Source organism: Streptomyces sp. NPDC040610 (assembly GCF_055594065.1).
This window is the reverse complement of the sequence record NZ_JBVIXA010000013.1, coordinates 90827-115371: the sequence shown is the minus strand read 5'-3', so window position 1 is coordinate 115371 and position 24545 is coordinate 90827. Positions and strand designations below refer to the sequence as shown.

5 protein-coding genes and 1 pseudogene are annotated in these 24545 nt (G+C 73.1%); 3 read left to right on the top strand and 3 right to left on the bottom strand.

Features of this window, described 5'->3' with window-relative positions:
• Window position 1 precedes the first annotated feature (1 nt).
• Window positions 2-15763 (bottom strand): annotated as a pseudogene (locus ACZ6AA_RS33685) (type I polyketide synthase); the annotation flags it as partial.
• 530 nt (window positions 15764-16293) lie between these two features.
• On the opposite strand from ACZ6AA_RS33685, the gene ACZ6AA_RS33680 reads away from it, so the two are divergent.
• On the top strand, window positions 16294-17241 hold the full coding sequence (locus ACZ6AA_RS33680) for an ABC transporter ATP-binding protein (RefSeq protein WP_468458767.1): 948 nt from the start codon (window positions 16294-16296) through the stop codon (window positions 17239-17241).
• On the top strand, window positions 17238-18035 hold the full coding sequence (locus tag ACZ6AA_RS33675) for an ABC transporter permease (RefSeq protein WP_468458765.1): 798 nt from the start codon (window positions 17238-17240) through the stop codon (window positions 18033-18035). Before ACZ6AA_RS33680 ends, ACZ6AA_RS33675 begins: the two co-directional genes overlap by 4 nt.
• Window positions 18036-18159: 124 nt before the next feature.
• On the opposite strand, the gene ACZ6AA_RS33670 is transcribed toward ACZ6AA_RS33675, so the two are convergent.
• Window positions 18160-19788 carry a flavin monoamine oxidase family protein gene (locus tag ACZ6AA_RS33670; RefSeq protein ID WP_468458763.1) on the bottom strand — a complete coding sequence of 543 codons (1629 nt, stop codon included), beginning with the start codon at window positions 19786-19788 and terminating at the stop codon, window positions 18160-18162.
• 592 nt (window positions 19789-20380) lie between these two features.
• On the opposite strand from ACZ6AA_RS33670, the gene ACZ6AA_RS33665 reads away from it, so the two are divergent.
• On the top strand, window positions 20381-21046 hold the full coding sequence (locus tag ACZ6AA_RS33665) for a P-loop NTPase family protein (RefSeq protein WP_468458761.1): 666 nt from the start codon (window positions 20381-20383) through the stop codon (window positions 21044-21046).
• A 216-nt stretch (window positions 21047-21262) separates the two neighbouring features.
• On the opposite strand, the gene ACZ6AA_RS33660 is transcribed toward ACZ6AA_RS33665, so the two are convergent.
• Window positions 21263-24136: a helix-turn-helix transcriptional regulator gene (locus ACZ6AA_RS33660; protein WP_468458759.1), complete on the bottom strand. Its 2874-nt coding sequence runs from the start codon at window positions 24134-24136 to the stop codon at window positions 21263-21265.
• Window positions 24137-24545 lie beyond the last annotated feature (409 nt).

Here is a 24545-nt window from a genome sequence, read left to right as displayed (position 1 = left end):
TTCAGGAGACGCCGAGTTCGTTGTCGATGAAGTCAAACATGTCATCGTCGTCGGCGTCTTCGAGCTGATCCGCGATGGCGGGACCCGCGGCCGCGCCCGGCTCGGCGGTGTCGAGCCTGCCGAGCAGCGCCCGCAGCCTGCCGCGCACCGCGGTCCGTTCGTCGCCCGCCAGGACGCCCGCGGCCAGCGCCGCTTCCAGCCCGGCCAGCTCGGCGATCACCCCGCCGGGCCGCGCTCCCGCGACCGGCTGCGCCGACTCCGTACCGCTCGGCAGGCTCTCGTCCAGATAGGAGGCGAGTGCCGCGGGCGACGGGTAGTCGAAGATCAGGGTGGCGGGCAGGCGCAGTCCGGAAAGGGAGTTCAGCCGATTCCGGAGTTCCACCGCGGTGAGCGAGTCGACGCCCAATTCCAGGAATCCACGGGTGGCCCCTATTGCCTCGGGCCCGGAATGCCCGAGCACCGTCGCCACATTACCCCGCACGGCGTCGAGCAGGGCCCGTTCCCGGTCCTCGGGGGAAAGTCCCGCCAATTCCCTGACGAGGGCGGGGCCCGTGCCGTTCGGCTCGGCCGACTTCCCGGAGCGCGCGAGCGCCCTGTCGACGCGGCGGGCCGGGGCGGGGACGAGGTCCGCGAACACGGGCTGGACGCCGTCGGGTCCCGCGGAGGCCCGCAGGGACGCGGTGTCCAGGCGCAGCGGTACGAGGACCGCGGGGGCGTCGTCCCGCGGCGGTGCGGGGGTCGACGGGGCCGAGGTCAGGGTCGCGGCGGCGTCGAGGAGCCCCAGGCCCTCCTGCGTGGACAGCGCGGCCACGCCGCCCCGCGCCATCCGTCCGAGGTCCGCCCCGGCCAGCTTGCCCGTCATGTCGCTCTCCTGCGCCCACAGGCCCCAGGCGAGGGAGACCGCCGGGAGGCCCTGGCTTCGGCGTACGACCGCGAGGGCGTCCAGGACGCTGTTGGCGGCCGCGTAGTTCCCCTGGCCGGGGCTGCCGAGGACTCCGGCGGCGGAGGAGAACAGGACGAACGCGGACAGGTCCAGGCCGGCCGTCAGCTCGTGCAGGTTCAGGGCCGCGTCCACCTTCGGGCGCAGCACCGTGTCCAGGCGTTCCGGTGTCAGCGACGTGACCACGCCGTCGTCGAGTACGCCCGCCACGTGGACGACCGCCGACAGTTCAGCGCCCGCCTGCTCCAGGAGTGCGCCCAGCGCCGCGCGGTCGGCCACGTCGCACGCGGCCACGGTGACCCGCGCGCCCGTCGCCGCCAGCTCCGCGCACAGTTCGTCGGCGCCCGTGGCGGCGGCGCCCCTGCGGGACACCAGGAGGAGGTCGCGTACGCCGTGCTGCTCGGCGAGGTGGCGCGTCACGACGCGCCCCAGGCCGCCGAACGCGCCCGTGACGAGGACGGTGCCCGCGCCGAACGGAGCGGTCACCTCCGCGGCCGGAGCGACTCCTTCCCCGGCCGGGGCCCCGGCGACCCGGGTCAGTCGCGGCACCCACACCTCTCCGCCCCGCACCGCGGCCTCGGGCTCACCCGAAGCGAGCACGGCGGCCAGCGCCGACGAGGCCACCGAACCGGCGTCCATGAGGACGTCCACGTCGGCACCCGCAAGCGCGCCCGCGTCCACGTCGGTGCCCGCGTCGATGTCGATGTCCGGGTTGATATCTGCGTCGATGTTCACGCCGGTGTCCGCGTCCACGAGGACGAACCGCCCGGGATGTTCCACCTGCGCCGACCGCACCAGCCCCCAGATCGCCGCTTCCGCCGGGTCGACGTCCGCGTCCGTGCCCCCGGCGGGGACCGCGCGGCGCGTCACGACCACGAGCCGCGCGTCCTCGAACCGCTCGTCGGCGAGCCAGGCCTGCACCACTTCGAGAGCGTCGGCCAGTGTCGCGGAGACGGCCTTCGGCCCTGTGAGCCCGGCACCCCCTGCGGTCGACGTCCCGCCCGCCCGCCACAGCACCGCGGCGGGAAGCTCCTCCCCCGCCCCGAGCGCCGCGCCCAGGGCGGCGAGGTCCGCGAAGACCCGTGCGCCCGGCACGGCCTCCGTGTCCCCGATGAGCGCCAGCGGCACCTCATCGGCGGCCACGGTCCCGGCCTGCGGCTTCCACTCGACGTGGAACAGCGAGTCGCCGACACGGCCGCCGCCGCGGAGCTGCTCGTCCGAGACGGGGCGCGACACCAGCGAGTCGACGGTGGCGACGACCTGCCCGGCCTGGTCGGCGAGCGTCAGCGTCACGGCGTCCGCTCCGGCGCCGCGCAGGTGCACGCGGACCGTGGCGGCGCCCGCCTGGTGCAGCCGTACGCCGCTCCAGGCGAAGGGCAGGCCGAGGCCCTGGCGTTCGTCGTCGCCGTCCTGCGTCCTGGGCAGGAGCAGGGTGGCGTGCAGCGCGGCGTCGAGGAGGGCGGGGTGCAGGGTGAACGCCTCGGCGTCCGACTCCTCGGGCAGGGCCACTTCGGCGAAGACCTCGTCGCCGCGCCGCCAGGCCGCGTGCAGCCCCTGGAACACCGGGCCGTAGCCGTAGCCCGTCTCGGCGAGGCGGTCGTACAGCGAGGCCGCGTCGTCGATCGGCTCCGCGTCGCGCGGCGGCCACTCGGACAGGCCCTGGGGCTCCTCCTCGTCGGCCTCGGCGGACAGGAATCCGGCCGCGTGCCGGGTCCACGGGCCCTCGGGGTCGGCCTCGTCGCGCGAGTGGACGCTCACCGGGGCACGCCCGTCCTCGTCCACCGCGCCGACGCCGACCTGCAACTGCACGGCGCCACGCTCCGGCAGCACCAGCGGAGCCGCCAACGTCAGCTCCTCAAGGACCCCGCAGCCCACCTCGTCACCGGCCCGCACGGCCAGCTCGACGAACGCCGTCCCCGGCAGCAACACCTGCCCGCCCACAGCGTGATCCGCCAGCCACGGATGCGTGGCCACCGACAGACGACCCGCCAGCAGATAGCCACCGGAGTCCACCAATGGCACGGCCGCCCCAAGGAGCGGGTGCTCGGCCGACACCAGCCCCGTTGCCGACACATCGCCCGCGCCCCGCACGGCCGCACTCGGCCAGTAGCGCCGCCCCTGGAAGGCGTACGTGGGCAGGTCCACGCGGCGCCGCGACTCGACCGGGGCGTACAGCGGCGCCCAGTCGACCTCGACTCCGCGCACATGCAGCTGTGCGAGAGCCGCCAGGAACGTGTCCGCCTCGACGCGGTCCTTGCGCACAGCGGCGATCAGGCCCGCCTGCGCTTCCGGGTCCGTGACGGTGTCGTGCGCCATCGCCGTCAGCACCGAGTCCGGGCCCAGCTCAAGGAGGCTGGACACGCCCTGCGCGGTGAGCGCGCCGAGGCCGTCCTGGAAGCGGACGGCCTCGCGGACGTGCCGCACCCAGTACTCCGGGTCCTGGAGCTGAGCGGCCTCCGCCAGTTCACCGGTCACGTTCGAGACCACCGGCAGCGCGAGTTCCTGATACGTCAGGCTCTCGGCGACCTTGCGGAAGTCCTCCAGGACGGGATCCATGAGGGGTGAGTGGAAGGCGTGCGACACCTTCAGCCACCGCACCTTGCGGCCCTCACCGCGAAGCTTCTCCTCCAGGCCCTCCAGCGCGACCCGCTCACCGGAAAGCACCACCTGCGACGGCCCATTCACCGCCGCCACACCCACACGCTCGGAGAGACCATCCAGCAACGGCAGCACGTCCGCTTCAGCGGCCTGCACCGCGAGCATCGCCCCACCCTCGGGCAGCGACTGCATCAACCGACCGCGCGCGGCGACCAGTTGAGCCGCATCCTCCAAGGACCACAGCCCGGCCACATACGCGGCCGCCAGCTCACCGATGGAGTGACCACCCACAATCTCCGGCCGCACCCCGAAGGACTCGGCCAGACGGAACAGCGCGACCTCCACGGCGAACAGCGCGGGCTGCGCGTAGCCGGTCCGGGCCAGCGCCTCCGCGTCCGTGCCGAACATGACGTCCTTCAACGGCCGGTCCAGCGACCCGTCCAGGTGCGCGCACACCTCGTCCAGCGCATCGGCGAACACGGGGAACGCCTCGTACAACTCCCGGCCCATACCGACCCGCTGACTGCCCTGCCCCGTGAAGACGACCCCAAGGCGGCCCTCGACCACCGAGCCGACCACAACACCCGGACCACCGGAGGCCACCGCCCCCAGCCCGGCCAGGAACTCCTCCCGCTCCCGCCCGAAGACAACCGCCCGGTGCTCATGCAGGGCGCGCCCCGAAAGCAGCGACCAGCCCACACCTACAGGCTCAAGGCCCTCGCGCCCGACGACGTGGTCCCGCAGGCGCTCGGCCTGGGTCCGCAGGGCGTCCGCGCTGCGGCCGGATACCAGCCACGGCAGGATGTTCGTCGGTGCCGCCACCGAAGGGGCAGCCCCGGCAGGCTCATCTGCCTGGGCCTGCTCAACGATCACGTGCGCGTTCGTGCCGCTCACGCCGAACGACGACACGCCCGCACGACGCGGCGCGCCCCCGTCCCGCTCGGCCCACTCCCGGGCCTCCGTCAGCAGCTCGACCGCCCCGGCCTCCCAGTCGACATGGGAGCTGGGCTCGTCCACGTGCAGGGTCTGCGGGAGTACGCCCTCCCGCATCGACATCACCATCTTGATGACGCCCGCGACACCGGCGGCAGCCTGCGTGTGCCCGATGTTGGACTTGATGGAACCCAGCCACAGGGGCCGGTCGGCCGACCGCTCCTTGCCGTACGTGGCGAGCAGTGCCTGGGCCTCGATGGGGTCGCCGAGCGTGGTGCCCGTGCCGTGGGCCTCGACGGCGTCCACCTCGGCGGCGGACAGACCGGCGCTCTCCAGCGCGGCGCGGATGACGCGCTGCTGGGAAGGCCCGTTCGGGGCGGTCAGGCCGTTGCTCGCGCCGTCCTGGTTGACGGCCGAGCCACGGACGACAGCCAGCACCTCATGCCCATTGCGGCGGGCGTCCGACAGGCGCTCCAGGAGCAGCAGGCCGACACCCTCGCCCCAGCCCGTGCCGTCGGCCGCCTCCGCGAACGCCTTGCAGCGGCCGTCCGTGGCCAGGCCGCGCTGGCGGCTGAACTCCACGAAGGTGTCCGGCGTCGACATGACGGTCACGCCGCCCGCGAGCGCCATGTCGCACTCGCCCTGCCGCAGCGCCTGTGCGGCCAGGTGCAGGGCGACCAGGGACGACGAGCAGGCCGTGTCGACGGTCACCGCGGGGCCTTCGAGGCCGAAGGCGTAGGACAGGCGGCCGGAGACGACGCTGGCCGCGTTGCCCGTGCCGAGGTAGCCCTCGCCGCGGTCGGGGGCCGTGCGCAGGACGTCTTCGTAGTCCTGGCCGTTGGTGCCGGAGAAGACGCCGGTGCGGCTGCCGCGCAGGGTCGCCGGGTCAATTCCGGCGCGCTCGAAGGCCTCCCAGGCGGTCTCCAGGAGGAGCCGCTGCTGGGGGTCCATGGCGAGGGCCTCGCGCGGGGAGATCCCGAAGAAGTCCGCGTCGAAGTCGGCCATGTCGTGGAGGAAGCCGCCCTCGCGGACGTAGCTCGTCCCGGCGTGGTCGGGGTCCGGGTGGTAGAGCGAATCGACGTTCCAGCCCCGGTCGTCCGGCATGTCGCCGATGGCGTCCTTGCCGTCGCTGAGGAGCCGCCACAGGTCTTCGGGGGACCGTACGCCGCCGGGGAAGCGGCAGCTCATCGCCACGATCGCGATGGGGTCGCCGTCCACCGCGCCCGCCCGCGCCGGGGCGGGCGCCGGGGTGTCGCCGCCGTGCGGCGCGAGGTCGCCGAGGAGTTCGTCGCGCAGGTGCGCGGCGAGGGCCTCGGGGCTGGGGTGGTCGAAGATCAGTGTCGCCGGGAGGTGGAGTCCGGCCGCCGCGCCGATGAGATTGCGCAGTTCGACGGCGGTGAGCGAGTCGAAGCCGAGGTCCTTGAAGGGGCGGGTGGCGTCGACGGTCTTGGTCGCGGGGTAGCCGAGGACGGTTGCCACCCGGTCGCGTACGAGGTCCAGGAGCGTCCGGTCCCGTTCCGCCGCCGGGAGCGCGGCGAGGCGCTCCGCGAGCGGGAGCGTGGAGGTGGCGGGGGCGGTGGACGCGGCCGTGCCACGGGCGCCCGCCGTCGAGGGCTCGGCCTGGCCGCCGGGGAGCGTGAGCTGGTCGAAGAGGTGGTTCGGTCGGGCCAGGGCGTAGGTCGGCGCGCAGACGTCCCAGTCGACGTCGGCGAGCGTGACCGCTGCCGTGACCGGCCCCGCCTGGGCGTCGGGCCGTCCGGCTGCCGCCAGTGCGGCGGCCATCGCGGCGACCGCCAGGTCCGGCTCCATCGCGGGCATGCCGCTGTCCCGCACGCGCTGCTCGACGACGCCGCCGTCGACGGCCATGCCGCCGCCGGCCCACGGGCCCCACGCGAGGGACAGCGCGGGCAGGCCGAGTGACCTGCGGTGCTGGGCGAAGGCGTCGAGGAAGGCGTTCGCCGCCGCGTAGTTGCCCTGGCCGCCGATGCCCATGGAGCCCGCGACGGACGAGAAGAGCACGAACGCTGTCAGCTGTCCGTCGCGGTGTGTCAGCTCGTGGAGGTTCAGGGCCGCTTGGGCCTTGGGCCGGAACACGGTGGCGAACCGGTCCGCCGTCAGGCCGTCGAGGACACCGTCGTCCAGGACGCCCGCCGTGTGGAACACCCCGGTCAGCGGCACATCCTCCGGAATCTCCCCCAGAACCCGCGCCAACGCCTCCCGGTCGGCCGCGTCACACGCCGCGACCGTCACCCGTACACCCAACTCCTCCAATTCCGTACGGAGTTCCGGCGCACCCGGCGCGTCAAGGCCACGACGGCTCGTCAACAGCACATGACCGGCACCCGCACGCACCGCCCACCGAGCCACATGACCACCCAGCGCACCCGTACCACCCGTCACGAGCACCGTGCCACCGTCGGCAGACCACTCCCCCGCCGACGACTCGCCCAGCGCCGTGCCGCCCGAGGGCACACGCGCCAGCCTGCGTGCGAAGACGCCGGAGCCGCGCACCGCAACCTGGTCCTCGCCGGAGGCCGAGGCGGCGGACAGGGCGTCGGCGAGCCGCAGCCGCGACCGCTCGTCGGCGTGTTCGGGCAGGTCGACGAGGCCGCCCCAGAGCTGGGGCTGTTCCAGGGCGGCGACGCGGCCCATGCCCCACACGGGGGCCTGCGCGGGAGCCGTCAGCCGGTCCGAGCGGCCGGTGCTGACGGCGCCGCTGGTGGCGGCCCACAGGGGTGCCGCCACGTCCGCGTCACCGAGGGCCTGGAGGAGGGCGAGCACGCCTTCGAGGCCGACGGGGACGGTCGGGTGCGCCGAGCCCCCGGACGCGTCGAGGGCCAGCAGGGAGAGCACGCCCTGGGGGTGGCCCGCGCCCGACTCGGCCTGTGCGTCCAGGAGTTCACGGAGCTTGCCGCCGAGGATGTCGCGGCGGGTCTCGCCGGGGCGCACCGCGATCCGGACCACGTGCGCGCCACGGGCCGCGAGCCCCTCGGCCGCGGCGGCGACCCACGGGTACGCCTCCTCGTCCGCCGGGGCGACGACCCACCACGTACCGTCGAAGGCCGCCGGGGCGAGGCCGGTCAGCGGCTTCCACGACTCCTGGTAGAGCCACCGGCCGACCGTGGAGGCCTCGCGGCGCTGCCGTCGCCACGACGAGAGCACCGGAAGCGCCTCGCCCAGCGCGGCCACTCCTTCGGCTTCGCCCTCCGCGCCCAGTTCGGCGCTCAGCGACTCCAGGTCGCCGCGCTCCACGGCCTCCCAGAAGCGCGCCTCCACCTCGTCGACGCCGAGCCCGCCGCCTCGGGGGACGGCTGCGGCCGACGCGGACAGGTCGAGCCAGTAGTGGTCGCGCTGGAAGGCGTACGTGGGCAGGTCGACGCGGCGGCGGTTCTCCGTCGGGGCGTACAGCGGCGCCCAGTCGACGTCGTGGCCGCGCGCGTGCAGCTGGGCGAGGGCGGCGAGGAACGTGGCCGGTTCGGGGCGGTCCTTGCGCACCGCCGCGACGAGACCGGCCTGCGCGGCCGGGTCCGTGATCGTGTCGTGGGCCATCGCCGTGAGCACCGAGTCCGGGCCCAGCTCAAGGACGGTCGACACGCCCTGCGCGGTGAGTGCGCCGAGGCCGTCGTGGAAGCGGACGGCCTCGCGGACGTGCCGCACCCAGTACTCCGGGTCCTGGAGCTGAGCGGCCTCCGCCAGTTCACCGGTCACGTTCGAGAGGACCGGCAGCTTCGGGTCCTGGTAGGTGAGCCCCTGTGCGACCGCGCGGAACTCGTCCAGGATCGGGTCCATGAGGGGTGAATGGAAGGCGTGCGAGACCTTCAGCCAGCGGACCTTGCGGCCCTCGCCGCGCAGCTTCTCCTCCAGGGTTTCGAGGGCCGTGCGGTCGCCGGAAAGGACCACCTGCGACGGCCCGTTCACCGCTGCCACGCCCACGCGCTCCGAGATCCCCTCCAGGAGCGGAAGCAGGTCCGCCTCCGCCGCCTGCACGGCCAGCATCGCGCCGCCCTCGGGCAGGGACTGCATCAACCTGCCGCGCGCGGCGACCAGTTGAGCCGCGTCCTCCAGGGACCACAGGCCCGCCACGTACGCGGCCACAAGCTCGCCAATGGAGTGGCCACCGACGATCTCCGGGCGCACCCCGAAGGACTCGACGAGGCGGTGGAGGGCCACCTCGACGGCGAACAGCGCGGGCTGCGCGTAGCCGGTCCGGGCCAGCGCCTCCGCGTCCGAGCCGAACATGACGTCCTTCAACGGACGCTCCAGCAACCCGTCCAGGTGCGCGCACACCTCGTCCAGCGCATCGGCGAACACGGGGAACGCCTCGTACAACTCCCGGCCCATACCGACCCGCTGACTGCCCTGCCCCGTGAAGACAACCCCAAGGCGGCCCTCGACCACCGAGCCGACCACAACACCCGGACCACCGGAGGCCACCGCCCCCAGCCCGGCCAGGAACTCCTCCCGCTCCCGCCCGAAGACAACCGCCCGGTGCTCATGCAGGGCGCGCCCCGAAAGCAGCGACCAGCCCACACCGACGGCGTCGAGGTCCTCGTGCCCGGCCACGTGCTCCCGCAGGGTCTCCGCCTGCGCCCGCAGCGCCTCGGCGCTGCGGGCCGACACCACCCACGGCACGACCGCCGTGACGGGCGTGCCGTCGACGGGCTCGGGCGTCTCGGCGGGCTCGACCGCCTGGGCCTGTTCCACGATCACGTGCGCGTTCGTGCCGCTGACGCCGAACGACGACACGCCCGCACGACGCGGCGCACCGCCTTCGCGCCCCGGCCACTCCCGGGCCTCCGTCAGCAGCTCGACCGCCCCCGCCGACCAGTCGACATGGGAGCTGGGCTCGTCCACGTGCAGGGTCTGGGGCAGTACGCCCTCCCGCATCGACATCACCATCTTGATGACGCCCGCGACACCCGCGGCGGCCTGCGTGTGCCCGATGTTGGACTTGATGGAACCCAGCCACAGCGGCTCGCGCCCGGCAGGGCCCTCCGGCCGCGTCCGCCCGTACGTGGCGAGCAGCGCCTGGGCCTCGATGGGGTCGCCGAGCGTGGTGCCTGTGCCGTGGGCCTCGACGGCGTCGATGTCACCGGCCGAGAGTCCGGCGCTCTCCAACGCGGCGCGGATGACTCGCTGCTGGGAGGGGCCGTTGGGGGCGGTCAGGCCGTTGCTCGCGCCGTCCTGGTTGACGGCGGAACCGCGGACGACAGCCAGCACCTCATGCCCATTGCGGCGGGCGTCGGACAGACGCTCCAGGAGCAGCAGGCCGACGCCCTCGCCCCAGCCGGTGCCGTCGGCGGCCTCCGCGAAGGCCTTGCAGCGGCCGTCCGTGGCCAGGCCGCGCTGGCGGCTGAACTGCACGAAGGTGTCGGGGGACGACATGACGGTCACGCCGCCCGCGAGCGCCATGTCGCACTCGCCCTGCCGCAGCGCCTGCGCAGCGAGGTGCAGGGCCACGAGCGACGCCGAGCAGGCGGTGTCGACGGTGACGGCAGGGCCTTCGAGGCCGAAGGCGTAGGAGAGGCGGCCGGACATGACGCTCACCGCGTTGCCGGTGAGGACGTGGCTCTCGATGTCCTGGGGGACGGCGGCCATGCGGGAGATGTAGTCGTCGCCGTTGGAGCCGACGAAGACGCCCGCGCGGGTGCCGCGCAGCGTCGTCGGGTCGATGCCCGCGCGCTCGAACAACTCCCAGGACGTTTCCAGGAGTTGGCGCTGTTGCGGGTCCATGGCGAGGGCCTCGCGCGGCGAGATGCCGAAGAAGTCCGCGTCGAACTCGCCCGCGTCGGACAGGAAGCCGCCCTCGCGGACGTAGGTCTTGCCCGCGCGGTCGGGGTCCGGGTCGTAGAGGTCGGCGAGGTCCCAGCCGCGGTCGCCCGGGAACTCGCCCATGGCGTCGCGGCCCTCGGCGACAAGGCGCCACAGGTCCTCGGGGCCGCGCACGCCCCCGGGGAAGCGGCAGCTCATCGCGACGATGGCGATGGGGTCGTCGTCGGTGGAGGTGGTGCCGACAGCGGCACTACGGGGCTCCGCGGCGGCCCCGGTCACGTCGGGGCCGAAGGCCTCCTCGGCCAAGTAGGCGGCGAGCAGGGCGGAGTTGGGGTAGTCGAAGACCAGGGAGGCGGGCAGGCGCAGGCCCGTGGCCGCCTGGACGCGGTTGCGCAGTTCCACGGCGGTGAGGGAGTCGAAGCCCAGCTCGCGGAAGGCCCGGCCGGGGTCGACGGCCTCGGGGGCGGAGTGGCCGAGGACGGCGGCGGCCTGGGCGCGGACGAAGGTGACGAGGGCCGCGTCGCGCTCCGCTCCGGGGAGCGGGGCGAGCTGCCGTATCCAGTCGGGTCCTGTGACGGTGTGGCCGCCGGTGGGGTCGGGGGTGGTGTCCGCCGGGGCGGCGGTCCGCTCCCGCACCTCGGGGATCTTGGCGAAGAGGGGGTTGGGGCGGGCCGCGACGAAGCCCGGCAGGAAGGTGTCCCAGTCGACGGCGGCGACGACGACACCGGCGTCGCCGCGCCCGACGGCGTCCCGCAGGGCGGCGACGGCCCGCTCGGGCGGCATCGGCGGCATGCCGTCGCGCCGGGTCCGCTCGGCGCGCACGGCGGTGTCGGCGAGCCCGCCGCCGTCCCAGGTGCCCCACGCGATGGAGGTGGCGGGCAGGCCGTCGGCGCGGCGCTGTTCGGCGAGGGCGTCCAAGTAGGCGTTGGCGGCGGCGTAGTTGGCCTGACCGGCGTTGCCGAGCGCGCCCGACGCCGACGAGTACAGGACGAACGCGTCCAGGTCCAGGTCCCGGGTGAGGTCGTGCAGGGCGGCGGCCGCCGGTGACTTGGGGCGCAGCACGCCCTCGAAGCGTCCGGGGGTGAGGCCGTCGACGGTCCCGTCGTCCAGGATCCCGGCCGTGTGCACGACGGCCGTGAGGGGTGCGTCGGCGGGTATCCCGTCCAGGACCCGCGCCAGCGCGTCCCGGTCGGCGGCGTCGCAGGCCGCCACGGTGACACGCACGCCCGACTCCTCCAGTTCGGCACGGAGTTCGGGGGCGCCGGGCGCGTCGAGGCCCCGCCTGCTCGTGAGGACGAGGTGGTCGGCGCCCGCACCCGCGAGCCACCGGGCGACGTGCCCGCCGAGGGCACCCGTGCCGCCCGTGACCAGGACCGTGCCGCGGGGCGTCCACGGGGTGTCGCGGGTCAGGTCGGCGCCCGCGGCCTCGCCGCGCAGGAGGCGGCGTACGAAGACGCCGGAGCCGCGCACCGCGAGCTGGTCCTCCACGGCGGCGCCGGGGGCGTCCGTCCGGGGGCCGTCGGCGGCCGCGGTGAGGATCGCGGTGAGGCGGGCACCGGCGCGGGTGTCGTAGGAGCGGGGTACGTCGACGAGTCCGCCCCAGCGGTCGGGGTGTTCGAGCGCGGCGGTGCGGCCGAAGCCCCACAGGTGGGCCTGGCCGGGGTGGTCGAGGCGGTCGCTGCGGCCCGTGGAGACGGCACCCTGGGTGAGGGCCCACAGGCGGGCCTCGGCTCCGGTGTCACCGAGGGCCTGTACGAGGGCCAGCGTGGCGGCGAGCCCGGCGGGCACGGCCTCGTGCCCGGCCAGGGGGGACTCGTCGAGGCCGAGGAGGGAGAGGACACCGGCGAGGGGGGCTCCGTCACGGCTCACGTCAGCGGTGGGCCCGGCTCCAGGAAGGCCCGCGTCGGCGCCGAGTCCAGCGCCGTCCGAGCCCGCCTCGGCGGCTGGGGCGCCCTCGGGCCGCGTACCCGCGCCGGACACCCCGCCCTCGCGCCCGGCGGCGGAACCCAGGCCTTCGCCGACGACACCGCCGTCACCGGCCGCCTCCCGCAGCCTCGCGCCCAGCAGCTGCCGCGTCGCCTCGCCCGCCGCCACGCGCAGCTCGACCGGCTCGGCGCCGGAGCGTGCCAGGGCCTCGACGACCCCGGTCGCCCACGGGTGGTCCGCCGCGCTCTCGGGCAGGACGACCAGCCAGCGCCCCGAGAGGCGGGCCGACGGCAACTGGCCGCCGGGCAGGGGCTGCCAGGCGATCCGGTAGCGCCAGCTGTCGATGACGGCACGTTCGCGGCGGCCGCGGCGCCACGCGGACAGGCCGGGCAGGACCTCGCTGAGCGCGCCCTGGGCGACGTCCCCGAGCGTGGTCGTCAGCTGGTCGACGTCCTCGCGCTCGACGGCCTCCCAGAAGCGGGCCTCGGCCTCGTCCGCGGCGGCGGGCGGCGTGGCGCCGGACGCGCGCTCCTCGGTCAGCCAGTAGTGGCGGCGCTGGAACGGGTACGTGGGCAGGTCGACGACGGTGTGCTCGCCGGGCAGCAGGGCGTGCCAGTCAAGGTCGGCGCCGAGCGCGTGGGCCTCGGCGACGGAGGCGAAGAGGCGGTCCGCGCCGCCCTCGTCCCGGCGCAGCGAGCCGAGGGTGGCGGCAGGGGTGTCCGCCTCGTCGATGGCGGCCTGGACCGGGACGGTGAGGACCGGGTGCGGGCTCATCTCCAGGAACAGCGTGTGGCCCTCGGCGAGGAGCCCGCGGGTGGCGTGCTCGAAGAGGACGGTGTGGCGCAGGTTGCGGTACCAGTAGTCCGCGTCCATGAGGGTGTCGTCGGTCAGCCAGTCGCCGGTGAGCGTCGAGTACAGCGGTACGTCGGGCGAGCGGGGCGCGACGGGGGCGAGGACCCGCGCGAGGTGCTCCTCGATGGCTTCGACGTGGGCGGAGTGGGAGGCGTAGTCGACGGGGATGGTGCGGGCGCGGATGTCACGGGCCACGCAGCTCGCGACCAGCTCCTCCAGGGCTCCCGTGGCGCCGGAGACCACCACGTGCGAGGGGCCGTTGACGGCGGCCACGGACAGGTCGTCGCCCCACTGGGCGAGCATGGCGCGCACCTGCTGCTCGGGCAGCGGTACGGAGACCATGCCGCCGCGTCCCGACAGTTCGAGGATGGCCTGGCTGCGCAGGGCGACCACCCAGGCCGCGTCCTCCAGGGACAGCGCGCCCGCGACGCAGGCGGCGGCGATCTCGCCCTGGCTGTGCCCGACGACGGCGGCGGGCTCGACACCCGAGGCCCGCCACACGGCGGCCAGGGACACCATCACGGCGAACAGGACGGGCTGGACCACATCGACGCGGTCGAAGTTGTCCCCGCTCAGCTCCTCGAACAGGTCCCAGTCCACGAACGGGCCGAGCGCGTCCGCGCACTCTCCCATGCGGTCGGCGAACACCGGTGAGGAGTCGAGGAGTTCACGGGCCATCCCGGCCCACTGGGAGCCCTGCCCGGGGAAGACGAACACCGGGCGGACCGTGCCTCCCTGCGCGCGGCCCGAGGCCACGTTCCGCGCGGTCGTGTCGCCCTGCGCCAGCGCCTCAAGCCCGGCGAGCAGCTCCTCCCGGTCCCGCCCGACGACGACGCCCCGGTGCTCGAAGCGGGACCGCGCCACCGCCAACGACCAGGCCACATCACCCAGTTCGAGGTCGGCGTCGGCCAGGAGGCGCGCGCGCAGTCGGGCTGCCTGCGCCCGCAGCGCGGGCTCGGTCTTGGCCGAGAGGGACACGGGGACGAGACCGGGGACGACGCCAGGGGCGGCAGGGGCGACGTCGGGCGCGGCGTCGGCGAACGCGAACGCGTCATCGCCTACGAGAGCGGACACGTCATCGCCTGCGAGTGCGGGCGTGGCGTCCACGACGGGCTCGCCCTGCGGCGCACCCCCGGACTCCCCCGCCGACAGCTCCTCCACCGCCGGAGCCTCCACCGGCGCCTGCTCCACGATGAGGTGCGCGTTCGTGCCGCTCATGCCGAACGACGACACACCCGCGCGGCGGGGCGCCCCGTCGGCCCGCTCCGGCCACGCCCGGGTCTCGGTCAGAAGCTCCACGGCCCCCGCGGACCAGTCGACGTGCGTGCTCGGCTCGTCCACGTTCAGGGTCTTCGGAAGCAGGCCGCGGTCGATCGCCTGGACCATCTTGATGACACCGGCGACGCCCGCGGCGGCCTGGGTGTGGCCCACGTTGGACTTCAGCGAGCCGAGCCACAGGGGCTCCTGGTCGGCGGGGCGGTCCTTGCCGTACGTGGCGAGGAGGGCCTGCGCCTCGATGGGGTCGCCGAGGGTCGTGCCCGTGCCGTGCGCCTCGACCGCGTCCACGTCCGCGGGTGTGAGGCCCGCGTCGGCGAGGGCGGCACGGATGACGCGCTGCTGGGCGGGGCCGTTGGGGGCGGTCAGGCCGTTGCTCGCGCCGTCCTGGTTCACGGCGGAACCACGGACGACCGCGAGGACCTTGTGGCCGTTGCGGCGCGCGTCGGACAGGCGCTCAAGGACCAGCATGCCGACGCCCTCGCCCCACGCCGTGCCGTCCGCGGCCTGCGCGAACGGCTTGCAGCGGCCGTCGGGCGCGAGGCCGCGCTGACGGCTGAAGGCCAGGAAGGACCCCGGTGAGGCCATGACGACGACACCGCCCGCGAGGGCGAGGGCGCACTCGCCCTGCCGCAGGGCCTGCACGGCCAGGTGCAGGGCGACCAGCGACGACGAGCAGGCCGTGTCGACGGTCATGGTGGGGCCCTGGAGGCCCAGGGTGTAGGCGATCCGGCCGGACGCGACGCTGGCGGCGGTGCCCGTGACGAGGTAGCCCTCCAGGCCGTCGCCGGCGTCGCTGAGCCGGGGGCCGTACTCCTGGGTCTCGGCGCCGACGAAGACGCCGGTGCCGGAGTCGCGCAGGGCGGCGGGGTCGATGCCCGCACGCTCCAGGGCCTCCCAGGACGTCTCCAGGAGGAGGCGCTGCTGCGGGTCGGTCGCGAGGGCCTCGCGGGGCGAGAGGCCGAAGAAGTCCGCGTCGAACTCGCCCGCGTCGTGCAGGAAGCCGCCTTCGCGGACGTAACTGGTGCCGGGGCGGTCGGGGTCGGTGTCGTACAGGGCGGCGAGGTCCCAGCCGCGGTCGGCGGGGAAGCCGGAGATGGCGTCCACGCCGTCGGCGACCAGCTGCCACAGCTCGTCGGGGGTCTCGACGCCGCCGGGCAGGCGGCAGCTCATGGCGACGATGGCGATGGGCTCGTCGTCGGCGCGCCGGGCCGTGGCGGGCACGTAGGACGCGTCGGCGCTGTCGAAGAGTTCGGCGCGCAGATGACGGGCGAGGGCGTCGGCGCTCGGGTAGTCGAAGACGGCGGTGACGGGCAGCTTGAGGCCGGTGGCCCGCTGCAGTCGGCGGTGCAGTTCCACGGCGGTCAGGGAGTCGAGGCCGAGGTCGAGGAAGGGGCGGGAGAGGTCGCCGGGCGTGCGGGTGCCGTCCGCGCCGCCGAGGACCGCGGCGACCTGCTCGGCGACCACGGCGCGCAGCCGCCGTTCCTGTTCCGCGCGCGGGCGGCCTTCAAGGGTGTCGCGCAGTTCTTCAGCAGGAGAAGGGGCCTCCGCAGCGGAAGGGGTCTCCGGGTGAGGCCGGGCCTCCGGGTGAGAATGGGCTGCGAATTCCTCGAAGTCGCTCATTGTTCCACTCCGTAGCACCGGCCATGATGGCTTTCAACAAATCCCTGACTGCACTCCGGGCGAAATTCCCTGAAACGGCGCGAAGGGCCCTGCGGACTCCGCGAATCCGAGAATCCTCGACGATTCCCCGATACTCCGCGGATTCCTGCGGCCACGTGGATTCCTGAGATTTCCCAGGAACACCGGCATTCCCGACCCGACTTCAGACAGATTTGCCCACAATACCTGTGCAGGCTAACAGTGCGGCCTTCGTCGCCCCTACCCCTAAGTGGCCCCTATGACGTCCGGGTGCGGGGCGGATATAGGGGTGTTCGGGATTCCCGCCCGGCCCTAGGGTCAGCATCGTGGAAAACGCTGTCCGGGTTGAGAATCTGGTGAAACAGTACGCGTCCAACGCACGCCGCGTGGTCGACGGCCTGAGCTTCGATGTGTATCGGGGCGAGGTGTTCGGACTGCTCGGCCCCAATGGCGCGGGGAAAAGCACCACGGTGGGGATGATGACCACCCGGGTGCGGCCGACTTCGGGCAGCGTCGTGATCGACGGTGTCGACGTGGTCGCGCGACCGAGAGAGGCGAAACGCGTCCTGGCGGTGGTACCGCAGCGCAACAACCTCGACCGGTCCCTGTCGGTGCGTCAGAACCTGCTGTTCCACGCCACGTACCACGGCATCCCGCGCGCCGAGCGACGGCAGCGGGCCGACGAACTCCTCGACCAGATGGGCCTGTCGGACTACCGCAAGTCGAAGGTCGACGACATGTCCGGCGGTCAGGTGCAGCGCGTGATGATCGCCCGCGCCCTGATCCACCGCCCGAACGTGCTGTTCCTCGACGAGCCCGCGACCGGTCTCGACCCGCAGGCGCGCCTGTTCGTGCACGAGCGGGTCGCCGAACTCGCCGAGCGCGGCGTGACGGTGGTCGTCACCACCCATGACATGGACGAGGCCGCCAAGCTGTGCGACCGCGTCGGCATCGTGGACCGGGGCACCCTGCTCGCCCTCGACACCCCGGAAGGGCTCGGCAAGCTGCTGCCCGCGCACTCGACGCTGGCCCTGACGGTGGAGTCGCCGCAGGGCCCCGCGCCGGTGGTGAAGCTCCTCTCCGACCTTCCCGGGGTGCGGCAGGTCGACGAAGTGGACCCGGAGAACCCGCCCGCGGAGGGCGGCTTCCGGTTCCGCATCTATACGGACACGGAGCCGGTGGCGGCGCTCCAGCCGGCGCTCGCGGCGCTGACCGGCGGGGACTTCCGGGTGACGGACGTCGGCGTCGGAAAGGTGTCCCTTGAAGACGTCTTTCTCCACCTCACCGGAAAGAATCTGCGATGACTACGTCGGCCACGGCCGCACCGGCCTCGCGGCAGTTGCACACGTTCGGCGCCATCATGTGGCGCGACGTGTTTGTCGCCCTGCGCCAGTTCCCCACGTTCATCGGCCAGGCCATCATCCAGCCGTTCTTCACACTCTTCGTGTTCGGTGTGCTGCTGAGCGACGCGGGCTATGTGGACGGCGACTACAGCGCGGTCCTTCTGCCCGGTGTACTGGCCCTGAACGGATTCCTCGGCGGCATGCAGAACACGGCACTGCCGCTCGTCGTGGACTTCTCCTACACGCGTGAGATCGAGGACCGGCTTCTTTCGCCGATCTCGCTGAGCCTGGTGGCCGTGGAGAAGATTCTGTTCGGCGCGCTGTACGGGTTCGTGGCGTCCCTGATGATGACGCCCGTCGGCATGGTCCTGCTGGATCTGTCGTGGCCGATCAGCAAGACCGTCCCCGCGCTCGGCATCGCCGGGCTCGGCGCGCTCGCGGGCGCCTCGATCGGCCTGTGCCTCGGCACGTCGGTGAGCAGCGACAAGGTGGACGTGATGTTCACGCTGGTCCTGATGCCGCTGCTGTTCACGGGCTCGACGCAGTTCCCGCTGGTCGCCCTGGACGAGGTGCGCTGGTTCCAGGTGATCTGCGGCGCCAATCCGCTGTCGTACGCCAGTGAGGGCATGCGGGCCGTGACGTCCCCGAACGTGGAGCACGTACCGCTGCCGATCACGCTGATCGTGCTCGTCGGGTCGATCACGCTGTTCGCGGCCATCGGCATCCGCGGGTTCCTGAAGCGCGCACAGACATAAGCACGGACATAAGTAGGCACGGGCACCAGAGGGACGGGCAGGCACAGCGGAGGGGCCCCGGAGCGGTTGCGCTCCGGGGCCCCTCGTCCGTCCTCGCCGGGCCAGGAGCCCGGACGGGTGCCGCTCAGTCCTCGGGCAGGTCGACCGGCGCCAGCTCCGCGAACAGGTCGCCGGGTCCGGGGTTCAACGGCATGGTGGCGCCGCCGAGATGACGCTGCACGCCCCAGACGGCGTTGAGACCCGTCGTGACGGCGCCCTCGGCGAAGCCCGCCGTCCAGGAGACGTCGTCACCGGCGAGGAAGAAGCCGCGCTGACGTGGCGTCAGTTCCTCCTGCATGAAGTGGGTGAACAGCCGCCGCTGGTAGCGGTAGTGGCCCGGCAGGTTCGCCTTGAAGGCGCCCTGGAAGTGCGGGTCGGTCTCCCAGGTCACCGTGCGCGGAGGCGCGATGACGCGGGAGCGGATGTCGACGCCGGGGTAGATGTCGGCGAGCACGTCGAGGACCCCGTCAAGGCGCTCCTCGGGGGTCAGCGGCGCCATCTTCAGGGAGTCGTCGTTCCAGGTGTACGACAGGCACATCACGCCGGGGCGGTCGGGGCCCTCGTCGAAGAGGTAGACGCCGCGCGGCATCCGGTCGGTGAGGGTCGTGCTCATCACGTCCCGGCCGGTGCGCGGGTCGCGTTCGCGCCAGAACGGGCGGTCCACGAGCACGAACAGCTTGGAGGAGCCCATGTAGTGGCTGCGCTCCACGGCCGTCCACACGGGCGTGGGCAGCAGTGCCTGGTCGCAGCGGACGTTGGTGACCAGGGTCCGCTTGTGCGGGGTGAAGACGGCCGCCGCGAAGGCCTGGGAGCCGCCGCCCCGCTCGTGCACGGTGATGCCCCGCGAGGTGCGCTCGATGCGCGCGACGCCACCGCGGGGGCCGCCGCGGTGCAGGGACTCCAGGGAGGTGCCCGCGGGCCAGTGGGCGGCGTCGTCGGGGGTGTGCGACCACAGCCGCAGGGGCAGTTGCTGGGAGCCGCCGACCACGAGCCGGTGGTCGTCCTCGGCGCCGGTGTAGACGACCCGCAGGATCTCCAGCATGGAGTTGGGGAAGTCGGTGTCCCAGCCGCCCGCGCCGAAGCCGACCTGGCCGAAGATCTCGCGGTACTTGAAGGACTGGAAGGAGGGCGACTGCGCGATGAAGCCGTAGAAGGACTGGTCGTCGAGGGCGCGCACCAGCGGGTTCCAGATCGCCTTGATGGCGGCGGTGTCCCGGCGGCGGATCGCGTCGTCCATGGCGAACAGCTCGGCGTGCTCCTGGAGCGTCTTGTCCCAGGCCATGCCGACTTCCTGGTAGATGTCGGGGAGTTCGGTGGCCCGCCGGGCGTAGTGCCGGTCGCCGTTGAGCGCGACGACGGTGCTGCCGCTCGCGGCGGTCAGCGGGTTGGGGAAGGGCCGGGTCTCGAGGCCGACCAGGTCCAGGTAGTGCCGCAGGGCGAGCGCCGATGCGGGGAAGCGCATGGCGCCGAGCTCGGCCACGGCGTCGGGGTGGCTGTCGAAGGCAGCGGAGCGCATGCGGCCGCCCATCTGCCCCGTTTCGTACACCACGGGCCGCAGCCCGAGGCGCAGGAGCTCATAGGCGGCGACGAGGCCCGATATCCCGGCCCCGATCACCGCAACCGGTGTCCCGAACTCCGCTTCCGGTATTTCGCCGAGCCCGTGCGCGCTGGACAGCCATTCTTCGTAGGCGAAGGGAAAGTCCGGGCCCAGCATGGTAATGGATTCTGCCGTGCCGGGACGCGAACTGCCGTTGAGGGCAACCAACGGATACTCCTCTGACCGTGGTGGAGGCCGGCCCGGCGGTACGTTCAGACGGCCGCGGTGAGCCGGGCTGCGGCAGCAGGAGAAGGGTCTGCGACGTACGCGGCCGAGCCTTGCCCCACGGGGCCGTCGGGCTCGCGAATCGCCTCCGATACACGGCGCGTCTGACGGTGCCCTTGATTATGACGACGGCGCACGGGGGCGGAGAAACCCCTCAACATCCCCTTACGCCTCCTACGTTCACGCACCGGGCGCCCCAGGGGCACCGCGGGCCACCGTGACGACGGGGCCGAAAAAGACGCGCGACACGCAATGAGTACTTTAGTAGCCAGGCCTCGATCCTGAAGACTGTACGAAAGTCAGGAGACGCCTTGGAATGATCTATGGTGTCCGCACCACGCACCCCCACACAGTCCCCGTGTACCCAACTGTGCAACATTCGCAATGAAGGAGAGGCTTCATGCATCGAGGGTCGGACGGCCGAAGGTTCGCGGTGCATGATCACCGGCCGGGCGGTACGCCCGGCGGAGCCCGGTCGGAGCCCATGGCCCTGGAGGTACGGCACACGACGGACGGCGGATCGGAGGCGTGCGGCGGCGGATCGGGGGGCCGGGAGCGCGTCCTGCGGATCGAGCCGCACACGTGCGTGGCGGCGGTCTCCGACGACGACGCGGCGGACCGCTTTCTGGCGCGGCTGCTGTGCGACGACAGACCCGGCCGTGCCGTGTCGGTCCACGGCCTGGACCCGCGCACCGATCCGACGGCCGTGCGCCGGCTCGTCGGTGTCGTGTCCGTGGGCATGCCGCTGCCCGAAGTGATGGTCCACGAAGCGCTGGTGGCCGCGGGCAGACACAAGGGGCTCTCGCCGGAGACGGCCACGCAGCGCACGGCGGACTTAACTGACGTCCTCGGGCTGCGGGCCGTCGAGCGGGTGCCCGTGTCCGGTCTCTCCCCAGGGCAGCGCTCGCGCACCGCCCTGGGGTGCGCGCTGCTGCACGTACCGAAGTTGTTGCTGCTGTGTCATCTTCTGGACGACGTGGACAGCACGTCGGAGAAGATCATCTGTCGGGTGCTGAGCCGCTACACGGCATCCACCGGGACCGTGGTGTTCTCCACCCGCTCCTGGCAGATCGCACACGCCATGGCGGACCGCGCCTTCGCGGTCCACGACGGCGAGATGTGCCTCGCCTGCCGGTCGGCCGCTCACTGACCGACCCGGGCCCGCGCGCCGCCGGTCACGCTCCGGGCGGCCGCCCCTTCCGGTTCTCCACGCCTCCCCAGGTCATCGGATACTCAACTCCGTCTCCCCAGCGGATCGTTGACCGTGGAGAACCATCAGCACAACGTTGTCATCGCGCGACGGACCGTGGTCGTTCGCACTTCGACGCACTGTTTCAGCCGTATCGGCGCACTGCGTCAGGGGATGTCAGCACGCCGTGTCGGCGAGCAGATCGTGCGGCAGATCCTTGCGCCGCGACACGTTCAACTTGCGGTAGACCCGCGTCAGATGCTGCTCGACGGTGCTGACCGTGATGAACAGTTTCCGTGCTATCTCCCGGTTGCTGTGCCCGAAGGACGCCAGTGAGGCCACGCGCCGCTCCGCGTCGGTCAGTTCCTCCGAGGGGCAGCTCTCGCCGTTGCCCGTCGGCCGGTCCACCGCGCTCACCTCGCCGTCGCCGTACGGCAGCAGTTGCTCGCACAGCGCCTCGGCCTGGGCGTCGCGCGCGATGCGCCAGGCCCGCCGCGCCATCATGCGCGCCTGGCCCAGTTCGCCCAGGGCGTGATGGGAGCGGCTGAGCGCCCCGAGGACCCGTACCAGTTCGAGCCGGTCCTCGCACTCCTCCAGTTCCTCGATCGCCTCGTGCAGCGCGTGGTGGTGGCGCCGCAGTCCCGCGACCTCGGCGAGCACCCGCAGGGTCAGCGCGCGCGTACGCGACTGTCCCGGGCCGCACTTGGCCAGCTGCTCCTTGACGAGCCGGTCGGCCTCGGCCTCGCCGCCGGTGCGCAGGTGCATCTCCGCGGCGGCGGACCGCCAGGGGATGAGCGCGGGCTGGTCGATGCCCCAGCGCGTCATCAGCTCCCCGCAGGTGAGGAAGTCGTCCAGGGCGGGCCGGACCCGGCCGGTGGCCGCGTAGAGCTGGCCGCGGGCGTGGATCAGCTCCAGGCCGTAGCGCGTCTCCGGCAGGCCGTCGGGGACGTGGTGGTCGAGGTAGGTCATCGCCTGGTCGTACTGCCCCATCGCGGTGTGCGCGGAGACCAGGGTGGCGAGGACCGAGCCGATACCGACGCCCCAGCCGAGCGGTGTCATCCACGCGAGCGCGTTGACGGCGTAGCGGACGGCGTCCCCGGCGTTGCCCTGCCGCAGCGCGATCTTCGCTCTGACCGCGGACAGGGGTGCCTGCCAGCCCGGGCCGCCGAGCTTGGTGGCCTCGCGAAGGAGCGCGTCGCACCAGTGCGCGGCGCGGGTGAGCCGGTCGGAGTAGATGAGGACGTTGAGCGAGCAGGTCAGCGCCTCCAGGTTGGCGTCGTTCAGCGGGGTGCCCTGCAGCACGGCCTCGGCGAGGTCGGCGGCGTGCGGGTCGACGCCGCGGGTGAGCACCGTGTTCAGGGCGGCGCCCGCCCGGCTGCGGGGGTCGCTGCCGCGGCCGGTGACGGCGTCCACGTTGCTGTGCGGGGCGGGCCAGTTGTCGGTGCCGACGCGCTCGCGCAGCACGGGGTAGGTGGTGCGGACGGCACCGGCGGCGAGGTACGCGGAGACGGCGGAGGTCCCCTCGTACGCGCCCTGGCACTTGCGGGCGATCTCGGCGGCCTCGTCGAACCTGCCCTGCCAGAGCAGCCCCGCGAGGAGCGCGGGCACGGCCTGCTCGGCGAGCCAGCCCTCGTCGAACGCGGCGCGCAGGGCGCGCAGATGCGGGCCGACGGTGGACGGGCGCACCCGCCAGACGCAGCGCGTCAGTTCGGCCAGGATCTCGCTGCGCCGGGCGCCGCGCGGGCAGGCCTGGTCGGCGAGCTGGAGGCAGGCGATGGCGAGCGAGACGTCCTCGTCGCGCCGGGCGCGGGTGGCCGTCTCCCACAGCACGTCGAGGGACTCCTCGTCGGTGACCTCACCGGCGGCGACGATGTGCCGGGCGACGACGGGCGGTTCGGCGCCGCCGCGGCGCAGCAGGTCGGCGGCGCGGCGGTGCAGGTCGATCCGGTCGTCGCGGGTCAGGTCGTCGAGGACGGCGGTTCTGGCCAGCGGGTGCCGAAACGTTCCCGCCTCGGCGAGACCTGCCGACTCCAGGACGCGGCGACTGAGCGTGACGGTCTCGTGGTCGAGTTCGAGCAGTCCGGCGAGCGCCGAGTCGGACGCGGCTTCGTCCAGGATCGCGAGGCCGCGGGCGACCGCGAGCACGGAGTCCTCGCCCCGGTGCAGGCAGCTGAGCACGGACTGGCGGTAGGCGTCGCCCACGGTGAGGGCGTGCAGGGCGGGCAGGGAGGGGTCGGTGGGGGGACGGTGGGCGAGGATGTCGTGGGTCAGGGCCCGGATCAGCAGGGGGTTGCCGCCGCTGACGCGGTGGACCTCGGGGGCGAGGCGGCGCGCGGTGGCCTCGTCCAGGTGCTCGCGCAGCATCTCGGCGGTCGCGCGCTCACCGAGGGTGGAGAGGCGCAGCTGGGTCAGCCGGGGGTGGCGCAGCAGTTCGGCGCTGAACATGGGGCGTTCGGCGCGCGGACCGGTGCGCAGGCCGAGCACGATCACCAGGGGCTTGGCCCGCAGTTCCCGCATGGCGTGCTGGAGGCACTGCAGGGACGGGATGTCGGCGTACTGGACGTCGTCGACGAGGATCGCGAGCGGCCGGCCCTGGGCCGTGGCGTGCAGGGCGGCGGTCAGCGACCGCATGACGTGGGCGCGGACGTGCTCCTCGCGTTCGTAGTCGGGGTCGCGCAGCATGGCGGTGAACCTCGCGTCGTCGAGCAGTTGCTCCACGCGCGCGGCCGCGCTGTTCTCTCGCTGGTCCCCCTGCTCGGGCCGCGCCCGGCCGTCCCGCTCCGCCGGGTCCAGGGGCCCCTCGGCCCGGCCCGCGTTCAGGAGCAGTTGGCCGAAAACAGCCATGGGGGTCCTGCGCTCGGCTCGTAAACCCGTCGCCCTGAGGACCGTGAGCCCTCGCGCCTCGGCCTGGTCGGCGACGCCGTTCAGCAACTCGCTCTTGCCGGTGGCCACCGGCCCTCTCACCACAACAACACGGGAAGGCCCCTCCGCGCTGTTCGCCAGAACCTCCTCCAAGAGAGCCCATTCATCGACTCGCTCGACCAGGCTCATTGTGCGGTTTCCTCCCCGTAAGAAATTATCGCAAAGTGCACTGGTGCCTTATTTGCATAACGCACTCTCAAGTATCCACTGGAACCGCTTCGCAGGATACCAGGGCATATTCCAGATATCTCTCCCGTGCTTCTGGCGGCACTCAGTCAACAACACAACTATGACTGAAACTTGACGACGAGGTAGCCCCGAAAGAAGTGAGCCCACCCCCCAAATCCACCATGACTCGCAACGTTCAGCCCTCCCCACTCCGGCCCTGGATGTGGTATTGGGCCGCGCGGAGGCCGCCCGCACATACGGAACTTTGAATTCCAATTGAAAGAAAGGAGAAGAAGAACCAGCCATGAGGCCAACGACACAGTGATCATCCAGCCACCCTGTCCGGAAACGCCCCTGGCCACGCGCGCGG